General features: G+C 58.1%; 13 protein-coding genes. 8 read left to right on the forward strand and 5 right to left on the reverse strand.

What is annotated here, in order from left to right; all coding sequences use genetic code 11:
• The first annotated feature begins 317 nt into the window (after nucleotides 1-317).
• From nhaD to BM395_RS17095, 5 genes are all read left to right on the forward strand, one after another.
• Entirely contained in the window at nucleotides 318-1,694 is a 1,377-nt protein-coding gene (gene nhaD, locus BM395_RS17075) for a sodium:proton antiporter NhaD (protein ID WP_090514063.1), read from the forward strand.
• 32 nt (nucleotides 1,695-1,726) lie between these two features.
• Nucleotides 1,727-2,029, forward strand: a complete 303-nt coding sequence (locus BM395_RS17080; RefSeq protein WP_069901189.1) for a winged helix-turn-helix domain-containing protein — start codon at nucleotides 1,727-1,729, stop codon at nucleotides 2,027-2,029.
• A gap of 26 nt (nucleotides 2,030-2,055) precedes the next feature.
• The gene (locus BM395_RS17085; RefSeq protein ID WP_090514066.1) at nucleotides 2,056-2,616 is read left to right on the forward strand and encodes a TVP38/TMEM64 family protein; all 561 of its coding nucleotides are present in this window, start codon (nucleotides 2,056-2,058) and stop codon (nucleotides 2,614-2,616) included.
• Between the two features lie 56 nt (nucleotides 2,617-2,672).
• Nucleotides 2,673-3,656 (forward strand): 23S rRNA (adenine(1618)-N(6))-methyltransferase RlmF, encoded by a 984-nt coding sequence (gene rlmF, locus BM395_RS17090; protein WP_090514211.1) that lies wholly within the window; start codon nucleotides 2,673-2,675, stop codon nucleotides 3,654-3,656.
• 717 nt (nucleotides 3,657-4,373) lie between these two features.
• Entirely contained in the window at nucleotides 4,374-5,291 is a 918-nt protein-coding gene (locus BM395_RS17095) for a haloalkane dehalogenase (RefSeq protein ID WP_090514069.1), read from the forward strand.
• Nucleotides 5,292-5,421: 130 nt separating this feature from the next.
• Here the strand turns inward: BM395_RS17095 and BM395_RS17100 are convergent, their stop codons facing one another.
• The 4 genes from BM395_RS17100 to BM395_RS17115 form a co-directional block, all read right to left on the reverse strand.
• Nucleotides 5,422-8,856 carry an AAA family ATPase gene (locus BM395_RS17100; RefSeq protein ID WP_090514072.1) on the reverse strand — a complete coding sequence of 1,145 codons (3,435 nt, stop codon included), beginning with the start codon at nucleotides 8,854-8,856 and terminating at the stop codon, nucleotides 5,422-5,424.
• A 153-nt stretch (nucleotides 8,857-9,009) separates the two neighbouring features.
• Entirely contained in the window at nucleotides 9,010-9,264 is a 255-nt protein-coding gene (locus BM395_RS17105; protein WP_090514076.1) for a type II toxin-antitoxin system ParD family antitoxin, read from the reverse strand.
• Between the two features lie 72 nt (nucleotides 9,265-9,336).
• Complete coding sequence (sbcD, locus tag BM395_RS17110; RefSeq protein ID WP_090514215.1) at nucleotides 9,337-10,557, reverse strand: exonuclease subunit SbcD; 1,221 nt, start codon at nucleotides 10,555-10,557, stop codon at nucleotides 9,337-9,339.
• Between the two features lie 8 nt (nucleotides 10,558-10,565).
• The gene (locus BM395_RS17115; RefSeq protein ID WP_090514079.1) at nucleotides 10,566-10,982 is read right to left on the reverse strand and encodes an Lrp/AsnC family transcriptional regulator; all 417 of its coding nucleotides are present in this window, start codon (nucleotides 10,980-10,982) and stop codon (nucleotides 10,566-10,568) included.
• 172 nt (nucleotides 10,983-11,154) lie between these two features.
• On the opposite strand from BM395_RS17115, the gene yjeH reads away from it, so the two are divergent.
• Together yjeH and BM395_RS17125 are read left to right on the forward strand one after the other, a co-directional pair.
• Complete coding sequence (gene yjeH, locus BM395_RS17120) at nucleotides 11,155-12,432, forward strand: L-methionine/branched-chain amino acid transporter (protein ID WP_090514083.1); 1,278 nt, start codon at nucleotides 11,155-11,157, stop codon at nucleotides 12,430-12,432.
• Nucleotides 12,429-12,908, forward strand: a complete 480-nt coding sequence (locus tag BM395_RS17125) for a GNAT family N-acetyltransferase (protein WP_090514087.1) — start codon at nucleotides 12,429-12,431, stop codon at nucleotides 12,906-12,908. Before yjeH ends, BM395_RS17125 begins: the two co-directional genes overlap by 4 nt.
• 75 nt (nucleotides 12,909-12,983) lie before the next feature.
• On the opposite strand, the gene BM395_RS17130 is transcribed toward BM395_RS17125, so the two are convergent.
• Complete coding sequence (locus BM395_RS17130) at nucleotides 12,984-13,268, reverse strand: encapsulin-associated ferritin-like protein (protein ID WP_069901171.1); 285 nt, start codon at nucleotides 13,266-13,268, stop codon at nucleotides 12,984-12,986.
• A 220-nt stretch (nucleotides 13,269-13,488) separates the two neighbouring features.
• On the opposite strand from BM395_RS17130, the gene BM395_RS17135 reads away from it, so the two are divergent.
• A complete protein-coding gene (locus BM395_RS17135) occupies nucleotides 13,489-14,832 on the forward strand; it encodes a TAXI family TRAP transporter solute-binding subunit (RefSeq protein ID WP_090514090.1) in 1,344 nt (447 codons plus the stop codon).
• The last annotated feature ends 56 nt before the right edge of the window (nucleotides 14,833-14,888 follow it).

Here is a 14,888-nt window from a genome sequence, read left to right on the forward strand (position 1 = left end):
CTGCCCGATGCTCTTCGATCCGGTAATTTTTCCGGTTTTGCTGCACTGAGCCGCTTATTCTGATAAATCACTTTCCTTATGCCCTGCTATTCAGGCATCTTCTTCACCGCATCAAGAGCCCACGGCGCTAAACCGCCGGTAAAAAGCCCAGATTCTGTACAAGAGTTTCTCGAGTAAAAAGCTGGCAACCGCAGTATTGATAGCCTCTGGTGAGCCCTAAACGCTGCCAGCGCGCCTGCCTGACGCCAACTTCCGACTGACCCAACAGCTCGGCAATCGACCACCTGCGTACAGAATCGAACTCTGGAATTCTGATCATGTATGTGTTGATGGCGCTGGTATTTGTTCTCGGTTATCTGTGTATTGCGTTCGAACATCCGTTAAAGATTGATAAAGCCGCCTCAGCGCTGCTCACGGCCGTCGTAACGTGGACCATTCTGGTGCTCGGCGCCGATGTGATTATTCCGCATGTAGCCAATATCAGCGTCGGCCACGACAGCAACTCCGAATATGTGGTGCATCAGCTGCGCGAACATCTCGGGGAAATCTCCGAAATCCTGTTCTTCCTGCTTGGCGCCATGGTGATTGTCGAACTGATCGACGCCCACGAAGGCTTCAAGACCGTCACCGACCACATCACCACCAAGAAACGCGTCAACCTGCTCTGGTTGATCGGCCTGCTGACCTTCTTCCTTTCCGCGGCACTGGATAACCTCACCACCACCATCGTCATGGTTTCGCTGTTGCGCAAACTGATCGACGACCAGCAGGACCGCTGGTTTTTCGCCGGCATCGTGATCATTGCCGCCAACGCCGGCGGCGCCTGGTCGCCGATTGGGGACGTGACCACAACCATGCTCTGGATCGGCGATCAGATCACTGCCAGCAGCATCATCGGCAACCTGTTCCTGCCAAGCCTGGTCTGCCTGCTGGTGCCGATGATTTACCTGAGCTTCCGCCTAAAAGGCGAAGTCGAGCGCCCGCCCGAGTTCAAATCTGAAGAGAGCCTGCGTAACCCGACCACGCCGTTTGAGCGTAATCTGGTGCTGTGTCTGGGGCTGGGTTGCCTGTTGTTCGTGCCGGTCTTCAAGTCGGTCACCCATTTGCCGCCGTACATGGGCATTTTGTTCGGGCTGGGTTTCATGTGGGTGGCGACGTCGATCATCCACCGCGACAAGAACATTGAAGTCAAACATCCGCTCTCGGTCGTTGGCGTATTGCGCACCATCGACAGCACCAGCGTGCTGTTCTTCCTCGGCATCCTGCTGGCGGTATCGAGCCTGGCAACCGCCGGCCACCTTGACCAAGTGGCGATTGCGCTGAAAAACAGCCTGGGCAATATCTACTCGATCAACATCGCCATCGGCCTGCTCTCCTCGGTGGTCGATAACGTACCGCTGGTGGCCGGCGCCATGAACATGTACCCGCTGGTTACTCCGGAAGCGCTGGCAAGCGCCGGCGAAAACGCCAGCTGGCTGCAAAGCTTCGTGCAGAACGGCGACTTCTGGGAACTGCTGGCCTACTGCGCAGGCACCGGCGGCAGCTGCCTGATTATTGGCTCAGCAGCCGGCGTGGCAGCGATGGGCATGGAGAACATCAACTTCATCTGGTACCTGAAAAAGATCAGCCTGCTGGCACTACTCGGCTATCTGGCGGGCGCTGCCTGCTACATTGGCATGGCGACGCTGGCTTGATCGCAGCACATGGAACAGGGAGCAACAAGGCGATGACGGCAGCGATCAGCAAAACCAAGAGCAGCTTTTACCGACGCCTGTATGTGGCGTGGCTGATCGATAGCGGCGAAGCGTGCAATGTCCCCGCGCTGATGCTCGCCACCGGCATGCCCAGACGCACCGCCCAAGACACCATCGCGGCGCTGGCCGACCTGGATATCGACTGCCAATTCGTGCAGCAGGAAGGCGAGCGCAACAATGCCGGCAACTATGCAATCGGTAACTGGGGCGCCATCGACAAACACTGGATCGGCGCACACCTCAAGCAGATCAAAGCAGCATTGGGCTATCCTTAAATCTGGCGTAACCCGCTGGAGGCGCAATGAGCGCAGGTAAACGACTGTTATTGGTGGTGCTGTTTCTGCTCGCGCTGTTCGCCTTGTTCGAGGCCACCGGTCTGCGCCAGCACTTCAGCCTTGAAGCACTTAAATCAGTCATTCAGATGCATCCGGTCAGCGGGCTTTTGTTATTCGTGCTGATGTTTGCACTCGGCAACCTGATCCAGATTCCCGGCTGGGTTTTTCTCGCCGCCGCCGTACTCGCGCTGGGCCGCTTGTGGGGCGGAATTGCAACTTACGTCGCCGCATGCCTGTCGTGCACCTTCACCTACTTCACCATCAGCTACATGGGCGGCAGCGCGTTACGCGAACTGGATAACAAACTGGCCAAGCGCTTGCTGGCGGGGCTGGATAAACGCCCGGTGCTGAGCATCAGTGCGCTGCGCATGCTGTTCCAGACCGTGCCGGCGCTGAATTACGCACTGGCGCTCTCGGGCGTGCGTTTTCGCGACTACCTTTTAGGCACGCTGCTGGGCCTACCAATTCCGTTGGCGCTGTACTGTATATTCTTCGACTACCTGGGCGCGGCATTGCATATCAGCTAGCCATGCGCGCCTCAATGTGAATAATGCCCAGCCTGCGCTTACCCAAACGGATCACCATGCCACGCCAACCTGCACCGCCAAAGCCAAGCAAAGCTGACTCTGCCAAGGGCCAACTGCATCCGCGTAATCGCCATCAGGGCCGTTACGACTTCCCAGCGCTGATCAAGTCCAGCCCGGAATTGGCAGCGTTCGTGATTATCAACCCGTATGGCAAGGAGAGCATCGACTTCGCCAATCCGGCGGCGGTCAAAGTCTTCAACCGGGCTCTGCTCAAACAGTTTTACGGCATTGCCTACTGGGATATTCCGGCAGACTACCTGTGCCCGCCGATTCCGGGGCGAGCTGATTACCTGCATTATCTGGCGGACATGCTGGCCAGCTGCAACGGCAAACAGATACCCCGTGGCGGTAATATTCGCGCGCTGGATATCGGCGTGGGCGCGAACTGCATTTATCCGTTGTTGGGCCATTGCGAATACGACTGGCACTTTGTCGGCGCGGATATCGCCGCCGAGGCCATCGCATCGGCCAGCGCAATCGTTAAAGCCAACAAACTCGACAAAGCCATCGAGTTGCGCCAGCAAACCGATAGCCGCCACATCTTCACCGGCCTGATCAACGCCGATGATTACTTTGACCTGACGCTGTGCAACCCGCCCTTTCACGCATCACCGGAAGAAGCCACACGCGGCAGCACCCGCAAATGGCGCAACCTCGGCAAGCTCGACCCCAAGCGCAAACTACCGGTGTTGAATTTTGGCGGCCAGGCGGCAGAGCTGTGGTGCAAAGGTGGCGAGGCGGAGTTCGTCAACCGCCTGATCAAAGAGAGCGCAGAACATGCCAGCCAGGTGTTTTGGTTCAGCACCCTGATATCCAAGGCCGGCAACCTCGGCGGCGTCTACAGTGCCCTGAGCAAAGTCGGCGCCCATAACGTGCGCACCGTGGAAATGGCCCAAGGCCAGAAACAAAGCCGCTTCGTCGCATGGACCTTCTTAACGCCCGAGCAACAGAAAGACTGGGTAAAAGCCCGCTGGAAATAAAGGGAGGTTAAGCCGCGCCGCGGCTAAACCGTCAAGGCAAGCGTCGCTTGCCCGGATACGATCATGAATCGCCATGACGGATTACCCCGCGGGGCTATCCATCCCCCACAACGTGGCTTGCCACAACCCCAAATCACCGGAAACCCGAAACCCGAAGGATGGTTAAGCCGCTCCGCGGCTTAACCGTCAAGGCAAGCAGCGCTTGCCCGAATACGACCATAAATCGCCATGACGGATTGCCCGCCGGGCTATCCATCCTCCACAACGTGGCACGCCCCAAACCCAAATCACCGGAAACCGGAAACCCGCAGGATGGTTAAGCCGCTCCGCGGCTAAACCGTCAAGGCAAGCATCGCTTGCCCGAATACGACCATAAATCGCCATGACGGATTGCCCGCCGGGCTATCCATCCTCCACAACGTGGCACGCCCCAAACCCAAATCACCGGAAACCGGAAACCCGCAGGATGGTTAAGCCGCTCCGCGGCTAAACCGTCAAGGCAAGCATCGCTTGCCCGAATACGACCATAAATCGCCATGACGGATTGCCCGCCGGGCTATCCATCCTCCACAACGTGGCACGCCTCGACAGCATGGATAAGGCTTTAACAATCCCCCGTCAGCTAACCTGATAAGGCAACATTCACGTCATTCGAAAGGTTGAACACTGCCGGGCGCGGGTACATTCTGCGAGGTAATCCCACGCAGAGGTTCAATCATGGACGTTCTACGCACCCCGGACAGCCGGTTCGAAAACCTCCCCGGTTACCCATTCAAGCCCAACTACCTGACTCTCGACGACAGCGAAGGCGGGCAATTGCGCGTGCATTATCTCGATGAAGGCCCCGCCGATGCAGCGCCGGTATTGCTGCTGCACGGTGAGCCGTCATGGAGCTACCTCTACCGCAAAATGATCCCCACGCTGGTCGCCGCAGGCCATCGGGTCATCGCGCCCGATCTGGTCGGTTTTGGCCGCTCAGACAAGCCCAGCAAACGCACCGATTACACCTATCAGCGCCACGTTGACTGGATGCAGGCCGTGCTTGATCAACTCAAACTGACCAACATCACACTGGTGTGTCAGGACTGGGGTGGTTTGATCGGCCTGCGCCTGGCTGCAGAAAACCCGGACAGATTTGCCCGCGTCGTGGCCGCCAATACCATGCTGCCCACCGGCGATCATAATCCGGGCGATGCGTTCAAGAGCTGGCAGGAGTACTCGCAGAAAACCCCGGAATTTGCTGCAGGCGCGATCATCAGTCGCGCGACTACCACCGAACTGTCGCCAGCCGTCATTGCGGCTTACGATGCGCCCTACCCCGACGAGTCGTACAAAGAAGGCGCGCGGCAATTTCCACTGCTGGTGCCAACCACGCCGGATGATCCCGCAGCCGAGCGTAACCGTGCGGCGTGGCAAGTGCTGATGAAGTGGAATAAACCCTTCCTCACCGCATTCAGTGACTCGGACCCGATCACCGCCGGTGGCGATAAACTCCTGCAGAAATTAATCCCCGGCACCCAAGGCCAGGCCCACACAACCATCGTCAATGGCGGGCACTTCCTGCAGGAAGATCAGGGCGAGAAACTGGCAGAAGTGGTAGTCGACTTCATCGCCGCAAACCCGGAGGATGGTTAAGCCGCGACGCGGCTAAACCGTCAAGGCAAGCAACGCTTGCCCGGATATAACCATAAATTGCCATGACGGATTGCCCCGACGGGGCTATCCATCCTCCACGATGCGGCACGATTCGGCTGGGTGTATGGGTTTAAACTGCGAATTGCTTGTCCAAGCCGCTGTATCCCATGCCGATGGCTTTGTGCACTTTCAACTGCACGGGGATTCGTTCTTTCAGCGCCTCGACGTGGCTGATTACACCGATCATCTTGCCGCTGGCGTTGAGGCTATCCAGCGCATCCAGCGCAATCTCCAGCGTCTCGCCATCGAGGGTGCCAAAGCCTTCATCCAAAAATAGCGAATCGATGCTGGTCTTGTGGCTGACCAAATCCGACAACGCCAAGGCCAGCGCCAGACTGACCAAAAAGCTCTCGCCGCCGGACAGCGTTTTGGTGTCGCGCGCCACATCACCCTGCCACGTATCCACAACTTCAAGCTCCAACTCACCCTGAGACTTGCGCGCCAGCTGATAGCGGCCATGCAATCGCTCAAGCTGCTGATTGGCTAAATAGACCAAATGATCAAGCGTAAGACCTTGGGCGAACTTGCGAAATTTTGCGCCATCCGCCGAACCGATCAGACTGTTGAGCTGCTGCCACACGTCGTAATTGGCTTGTTGCGCGTCGATCTGTTCAAACAGGTGCCTCTGGCTCAATCGCCGCGCATCATCGCCTTGCAGTTGGGCGCGAATCTCTCCCTGGCGTTCACTCAAACTGCGCAGTTGCGCATTGAGCTGCACAAGCTGCTGCGCCAGATCATCATCACTCAACTCGGCCAACGCACCGCTTGGCGCAGTGCGTTGCAGTTCGGCGAGACGCACGTTGCAATCGCTCTCCAACGCCAGCGCCGCAGCGATATCATTCGACAGACGCTGCTGCAATTCACGCAGGTTCTGGCGCTCGGCATCATCGAGCAATGCGCCGAGAAACTGCGCCTCGTCAGCAAACGGGCTGGCCGCCAGCGCGACGAGCCAGTCCTTAGTCAAGGCTAACTGCTCTTGTTGCTCGCTTTCGATACGCGCCCGCACAGTTTGCAACTGGCCATTGAGTTGGTCGGCTTGTTGCTGCGCGCCTTGCCAGCTGCGCTGCAATCCCTTTAGTTCCTCATGCGGCTGAGCAACCGGAGCCAGAGCAGCGAGCGGCTCCTGCGCCTGATCCAGCCAACGCTGTTGCCAGTTCTGCGCCTGCTCTTGCGCCAGTTGTAGCGCGTACTTCTGTTCTTGCTGCTGGATAACCAAACGCTGGCTTGCCGCCTCATCGTCCTGCCAGCTTTGCCACGCCGCGCGCTGCTCGCGCAACCAGTCAGCCGGCGCATCAGGCAGGCTGTAGCCCAGCGTTTGCAGGGCGTTGCTCAGATTCTCCAGCGCTTGCGCGTGCTTGTTTTGCAGCAGCTGCAATTGGGCAGCACAGTCTTGTTGGCGCAATTGCAGGTTGCCTTGCCTGATCACCAGCGCCTCAAGCTCGGCACTGCAACGACTCACTTCACGCTCGGCCAGCAAGCGGGCATCTGTCGCTTGCTGGGCGGCGAGTTTTAGCGCGTCCAGTTGCGTCAGGCGTTGTTGTTGCTGCGCCACATGTTGCAGGTGATCGTGCTGAGCAGCTTGCAAGGCAGCGGCGTCGGTTAGTGATTGGCCGAGAATCTCGCAGGCCTGTTGCCAACGCAGATCACACTCGCCCAAACCCTTCTCGGCCGCAGCGATTTGCGCCTGAGCCTGAGCAATTTGCGTTTCCACCATGCCCAGACGTTTATTCAGCGCCTCGCCCTTGCTGCGCACGGCATCCTGTTCGGTCTGCTTGGCCTGCAACGCCTGAGCCGTTTGCGACGGATTGAGCGCCTGATACTCGGCAATCGCCGGGTGCTCGTGCGAGCCACACAGCGGACAGGCCTCGTCAGGCTGGAGGGCCGCGCGATAATGCTCCAACTGTTGAATACGTTGCTCTTGCTCGAGCAACTTTTGCTTATCGGCGATCTGCTGCTTGAGGTCGACAAACTGGCTGCGCAAGGTTTCACGCTGCTGATTGAGCTCAACCTGTTCGGCTTGTTGCGACGTCAGCTGCGATTGCGCCAGAGCGTGCTGATCAAGCCATTGCTGACGCTGTGTCAGCAGCATTTCCAAACGTTCAAGCTGACGCCCGCGCTCGGCGAGTTGCTGCGACTGCTCACGCAACGCAGCGTCATCCTGACCGGCAAGCAGCGCCTGCCATTGGGCCTGCGCATCGGCGGCAGACTGCTCGGCGTGTTTGAGTTGGCCTTGCGCGCTATTCAGCGCAGTTTGCTGCTGGGTTAATTGCGCCGCGAGTTGAGCAAGCTGCGCATCGAGCTGTTGCTGCTTGTCGCGCTCAGTTGCCTGCTCCTGCTGGTTTGCCTGCAAAGCCCCGAACTGCTGTTCCCACGCCGACAGATGCGCGCCAAGCTGAGCCCGCTGCGGCTGAACCGCCAAACGCTGAGCAACCTCCTCGCTGCGCTGCTGCAAAGCCTGCAATGCAGCCGACTCAGCCTGCAAGGCTTGCTCGCTGATCTGTTGGCCTTGCCACGCCTGCTGGCAGATTTGCTGCAGCACATTGGCATGCTGATCATGCAACTGCTGCGCCTGCGTCTGGCTGCCCTGCAACTGACGGTTGATGCGTTGCTGCTCACGGTACAGCGGCTGTAACTGGCTCGCCGGCTCGCTCGCCGCCAACTGCTGCAACTGCGGCTGCGCCTGACTCAACGCTGACTGGGCCGCGCCTGCTTGCTGCTGCGCTTGCTGCAACTGCGCCTGCGCCTTGGCTTTGGCCTCACGCCACTGCGCTTGCGTGTTGAGGTCAGCCTGCTCTGCGCCAATGCGCTGCTCATCCAAGGCAACCTGGGCAACCTCGGCATTGAGTTGCTGACGCTGCTCGTCGCTGAGCAATTCAAAGCCTTCAGCCTTGGCCCGCAACTGATCGAGGGCGGCTTTAACTTCACGGGTTTGCTCGAATACCCGCTGCGAAATCTGCCCGTAAATATCAGTGCCAGTCAGCTCCTCGAGCAACTCGGCACGCTGGTTGGCATTGGCCTCAAGAAAGGCGGCAAAACCACCCTGAGCGAGCAACATCGACTTGGTGAAGCGCTCAAAATCGAGACCCGTGAGACGCTCGGTTTCACGCAGTTTTTCGTTGATCTTGTCGGTCACAATGCCGCCGTCTGCCATCTGCGCCAGCTCGACCTTCGGCGCCTGCAACGCCCCGTCGGCTTTATCGCGGGCGCGGCGCTGGCTCCAGAAAGCCCGGTAACCCACGCCCTTAACCTCGAACTCAACCTCGGCCAGACATTCGGCGGTGTGGCGCGTCATCAACTCATTACTGCCCGCCGACACCGTACTCATGCGCGGCGTACGGTGGTACAACGCCAGACAGATGGCATCGAGCAACGTGGTTTTACCGGCACCGGTCGGGCCGGTGATCGCGAATAAACCGTTGTCTTTGAATGGCTCGGCAGTGAAGTCGATCTTCCACTCGCCCTTCAGCGAGTTGAGGTTCTTGAGGCGCAGGCTGAGGATTTTCATGTAAAGGTCGCAGGCCAGTAGAGCCGCTATTCTGGCATTGTCGGGCGCGACGTGCAGGGGATAGTTTTCGATGAAGCACGCAACTCGCTCCCCCAGGCAACTGTAGGTCTGCGAATGCGGACTCGGTCCTCGTCGAGACCTTTATTGAATGACTTAGTCTTCTGAATAGAATCGACAACGAGCAGCTTGCTTGATGCCGCTCATCTCCAGAGGCTTGGCGTTAGCACTCAAGGCTCCAGCGTTCAGCGCCTGTCGAAGCGCAATGACTCGCGCCAAAGCCTGCGGGTCGCGCTGAATAAGGTCACGAATATACTCGCTGTCATTGCCGAAGTGACCTTGCTCGACCTGCACTTTGATCCACAGATCCTGTTGCCCGGTCAGTGTGACTGTCTTTCGGCGAATGACCATTGTTGGCATAACTCCTTTTACTCAATAGCACTTCCCAGTTTGATTATTTGCTAATCCCAACAAGCTTAAATCTCACCCGCGCTCATTGTGCAATCGCTCAAGCATTTCACGATAAAGCTCTTGCAGCCTCACCTCGTCCACTTTATCCAGCGACTCGGTACTCAACCGCTGCGCGAAGACTTGTTCTGGGCTGAGTTCGTCGAGGGTTTCTTTGGCGTCGCTGAACAAGTTTGTTGTCGCTGCGCCACGCTCGCGGCGGATGCGCAGTACTTCGACCGGCAGCCCTTCGCACGATGCTGCGATGCGCACTTGCAGGTCACTCAGGTAATCATCCGCGCTGACTTGAATCTCCAGCCAAACGGGCCGCTGGTCCGTGCCTTGTAGGGCGGCATCTGCGATCAACGCTTGCAGCTCTTTAAGGGTTCCCTTGAGTGACAACAGCACTTGCGTGCGCGGTACTGCGAGTGCACTGACCTGCTGCAAACCGCTTGAGTCGAGATCAACCAACAAGACTTCTTTTTGCTGGCGGGCTTCATCGAAGCTCAGCGCAATCGGTGAGCCGCAGTAGCGAATGTGTTCGAGACCTGCAACTTTCTGCGGCCGGTGAATGTGGCCCAGGGCGATGTAATCGACTGCGGGGAAGGCATTGGTCGGGAATGATTCCAGGGTGCCAACGTAGATCTCACGCACAGACTCGCTCGCACTGGCGCCAACTGTGGTGAGATGGCCGGTGGCGACTATTGGCAGGGGCAAACCTAGCTCAGCGCGCTTGGCCTCGGCCAACTCGAACAGCTGCTGGTAATGCCCGGCGATAGCCTGTTGCAGTTGCAACTGTTTATCGGCGCCGCTCTGCCCTGCCTGGCTGAGCAGAACATCACGCGGGCGAATAAACGGAATGGCGCAGAGCACCGCACCGGGCGTGCCATCGCGGTGATCAATCACCAGCACTTGCTCGGCTAAATCATCGCTCACAGCAGGGATCACCCGCGCGCCGAGTTGCGCGAGCAGGCGCTTGTTTTCACCGAGCATGGCCACTGAGTCATGGTTGCCGCCGAGCACCACCAGCGCGCAGCCGGTTTGGCGCAACTCGACGATGAAGTCGCTGTATTGCTCGCGGGCGTAACTCGGCGGCGCGCCGGTGTCGAATATATCGCCGGCGATCAGCACAGCATCGACTTGATGCGCTTGCACTTGTTCGATCAGCCACGCACAAAACTGCTGATGCTCGGCGTGCCGGGTCTTGCCCATGAAGTGCTGGCCGAGGTGCCAGTCCGAGGTATGCAGAATCCGCAGGGGCTTGCTCACATCAACCAATCCTTGACCATTACATGGGTTTTGACTTTGCGGATGCCGGGAAACTGCTCGATATCACCGCGAATTTCACCGAGTCGATGCATGCTGGGCGCTTCGATATACACCAGCATGTCGGTCTCGCCGCTGATGCCACTGCAGCGGCGGATCTCTGGATACACGCGCATGAGCTCGACGTATTCTTCGCAGCGCGCGCCGCTGTAGAACAGCTCGAGATAGGCTTTGACTGCCGCTGACGGTTCGGCCATGCGCGCGTGATAACCGAGTATCGTGCCGCTCTGTTCCAGCTGCCGAATACGCTCGCCCACCGCCGAACGCGACAGGCTTATTTCACGGGCGATCTGGCTCACGCTTATGCGGGCATCGGCACGCAACAGGGCAATGATCTGTTGATCGAATTTATCCACAGGTGTTCTCACGCAAAAAAAATCAGAGTGGCGGGCAAATACGTCATTTTGCCGTAAAGTGCCGCCACTTTGCCGGAGCTGCTGCAACGGCTGGCGAATTAATATGGCTATTAGTTAAAGCCGTTACAGGCTGTTTATTTTCAATAAGTTGCCATTATTCAGAGCATACATCATGAGCCGCCTCAACCAAGAACTCAGCCTGCTGCAAGGCATCGGCCTGTTAAGCACTTCATTGCTCGGCACCGGCGTTTTCGTGGTGCCCGCACTGGCCGCCACGGCTGCAGGCCCGGCTTCGTTGTGGGCGTGGATGATCTTGATTGTTCTGGTGTTGCCGGTGGCGTTCACCTTTGCCCAACTTGGCCGGCACTATCCGCATGCCGGTGGTGCGCCACACCTGATTGGCCGGGGTTTTGGTCCGCGCATGGAACGGGTGAGCGCCCTGCTGTTTCTGGCGGTTCTGCCCGTCGGTTTGCCGGCGGCCCTGAATATTGCCAGCGGTTTCTGGATGGCATTGTTTGACCTCAACAGTTATCAACTGCTGATGGTGCAAATCGCCACGCTGGCAGCCATGTTGATACTCGGTCAGCGGCCAGCCAAAGCTTCGGGAATGATTCAGGGCGCAATTGCCATCGCGATTATTGCAACGGTCGCACTTATCTGGTGGCTGGGCGACTTGCCGCACGACAGCCAGCCGCTATTGCCGACCCAAACTCAATGGCAGCTGCTACCGGCAGCGCTCGGGGTGATGTTCTGGTGTTTCGTCGGTATCGAGGCATTCACCCACATGGGCGAGGAATTCAAGAACCCGCAGCGCGACTTCCCGATTGCCCTGCTCCTCGGTGTGTTGCTCGCCGGCTTCGTGTATTGGGCCTGCTCGGTGGCCGTGCTGAGTTTCGGCACCTATGGCGATGTAAACAGCGACGCCACTTCGCTGCCGCGCATGCTGCATATTGTGCTGGGGCCGAAGGCGGCGTGGTTGAGCGCGATGATCGGCTATCTGGCCTGCTTCGCCTCGATCAATATTTACGTGCAAGGCTTTGCCCGTCTGATCTGGAGCCTGGCCGAAGAAAACAAGCTGCCAAGAGCGCTGGCCGAACGTAACGCTCAGGGTATGCCGGCGCGGGCGCTGTTGCTGGTGGTGGTTTGCTGCGCGATTTGTGCGACGCTAGCGTGGAGTTGGTCGCTGTCTATCGATCAGCTGATCCGCTACGCCAATGGCAACTTCATTCTGATTTATCTGCTGAGCATGGCCGCCGGCTGGATACTGCTTAAAGGCGTATGGCGCTGGCTGGCAGGATTCAGTACCTTGCTGTGCGCCTGTGTGCTGGTGTTTCTCGGCCAGGACGCGATCTACGCGCTGGCACTGCTGGGTGTGTTGATGCTTATCGACATTGCCAACAGCTGGCGCCTGAAGAAAAACAATCCCACCCTGAAAGAGAAGACTTCATGAGCAGCATCGTTCGTGCCGATTTAAGCCTGCCCGCCCATGCAGACGCCTTGATATTCCTGCTCAATGAATATGCCAAGGATGATATGGGCGGCAAGCAGGAACTGGATGAGGCGGTTAAGCAAAACCTTGCCAGTACACTGGCCAAGCGGCCGGGCACTCATGTGGTCATGGCGTTTGTCGAGGATGCGCCTGCGGCGCTGTTGATCAGCTTCGAAGGCTTCTCGACCTTTGCCTGCAAACCACTGCTGAACATTCATGATGTGGTTGTGCTGCAGCAGTTTCGCGGTCGCGGCCTGTCGAAACAGCTGTTGGCTGAAGCCGAGAAAATTGCGGTTGAACAGGGCTGCTGCAAGTTGACGCTGGAAGTACTGCAAGGCAATCACATTGCCCAGGCCGCCTACACGGCATTCGGTTTCAGCGGGTATGAGCTGAGTCCGGAAACCGGCAAAGCCATGAGCTGGCAGAAAGCTATTTAGGCATGAGGTTAAGGCTGTTGCTGCGCGGACATATCGCAGCAGCAGCCTCGCCCTCAATGTTTGCGCATGGCCCTGTCAGTGAGCGATGCGCTTATCAGTAAACATGTAATCCTTGAGCTCTTTATTGAGCACTTTATCGCGCCGGCGAATCCACTCAAGCACCATGGCGGCATGCTCTTTTTCTTCGTCGCGGTTGTGGATAAGTATCGCCTTCAACTCCTCATCCTTGCAGGCATCGACCCGTTGGTTGTACCAGTCGACCGCTTCCAGTTCTTCCATCAGCGAAACAATCGCCCGGTGCATATCACGGGTTTCATCACTCAGCTCTTCAATTGGCTCGTGATAGCCTTCATTCGACATACAGTGACCTCCGGAGTCGTTGAACCGCACACCTGCGGATTCCATTACAAATACTAGGCGAATTTGAGTGTAGCCAAGCTTGAATGCTTATCTAGCCCGCAAAGTTAGAGTTCCGGCACAGTGCCAAGTTCTGCGTGCTGCCGGCAAATGGCAAAATAGCCATACCGCTCGCCGCCACTAGACTCTATTCTTAAAGACGGACCCGAGAAAAGGATGCCCCATGCGCCGTGTACTAACCGATCTTAAAATCATGCTGCTGGCCAACCTCTGGATCGTGCCGGTACTCGCAGCATTGATTGGCGCCGTGTTTTATTTTGTCGCCCCGCCGCCGTCGATGTACGCCACCATGGCCACAGGTGCCGAAGGCGGTGCGTACCGCGTGTTTGGCGAAAAGCTCAAAGTCGAGTTGGCCAAAGAAGGTTTCGACCTGAAACTTCAGCCCACCACCGGCTCGCGCGAAAACCTCGAAAAACTGCTGGAGGATGATCCGCAGGTGCAAATCGGTCTGGTGCAGAGCGGCATGGAGCAGTTGCTCAAGCCGCAGCAGCAGAACAAGTTGCTCAGCCTTGGCGCGGTGTATCACGAGCCGCTCTGGCTGTTTTACCGCAATGAAGTCAGCCTCGATAAAATCACCGATCTGCAGCACATGCGTGTGGCCCTGGGCAGCGCCAACAGCGGCACTATGGCGGTGGCGTCAGCAATTTTGAGCGCCAACGATATTCTGCCGGACAGCTACCCAAGCGAATGGCAAACCATTGGCGGCAGCAAGGCGGCCAATGCGCTGCTGACCGGCGAGGTAGACGCCGCCTTCTTTGTCGGCCCGGCCGAAAGCCCAAGAATTCAACAAATCGCCTCCAACCCCGATATCACTCTGGCCAACTTCCGCCGCGTGGATGCCTACGAGGCGCGCCTGCCATTTCTGAGCGGGATCAAAGTCGGTGAAGGCCTGCTCAATCTGGCGCAGAATGCCCCGGCGCAGAACACCATGACCTTGTCGCCAATGGCCACGCTGGTGATCAACGAAGACTTCAATCCGGGCCTCGCCGCGTTGTTTCTGCAAGCGGCCACCACGGTGATGAAGAACGGCACCCTGCTCGACAAAGCCGGTGAACTTCCCAGCGCCGACCCACACACGTTCAAGCTCTCCAGCGACGCCGAGCACTTCTACAAGAACGGCCTGCCGCTGCTGCAACGCTACTTGCCGTTTCGCATTGCCTCGCTCGCCGACCGTTACATCATTTTGCTGATTCCGTTGCTGGTGGTGCTGTTTCCGTTGTTCAAAGCTGTCGGCCCGCTATACCGCTGGCGGATTCGGGCACGTATTTATCGCTGGTACAAATACCTGCGCGAGATCGACCGCCAACTGCACGAAGGCAGCCTGCCAGAGCATCTCGACGCCGAGATCAAACGTCTGGACGCGTTGCAGGACGAGCTGGCGCGGGTGGAAGTGCCGCTGTCTTATTCCAACGAGCTGTATGACCTGCACGTGCACCTGCGCTACGTGATCGAACGCCTGAAAACCCTGCAAAAGCGCCGCGCCAAGAACAGCGAAGCCAGCGCTTAATCAGGTAAACTAGCGACCATTCTCAGCGGCGCGCTCATCGCGCCGCTGTTCCCTGT

The organism is Pseudomonas marincola, from assembly GCF_900116605.1.
Lineage (GTDB): Bacteria > Pseudomonadota > Gammaproteobacteria > Pseudomonadales > Pseudomonadaceae > Aquipseudomonas > Aquipseudomonas marincola.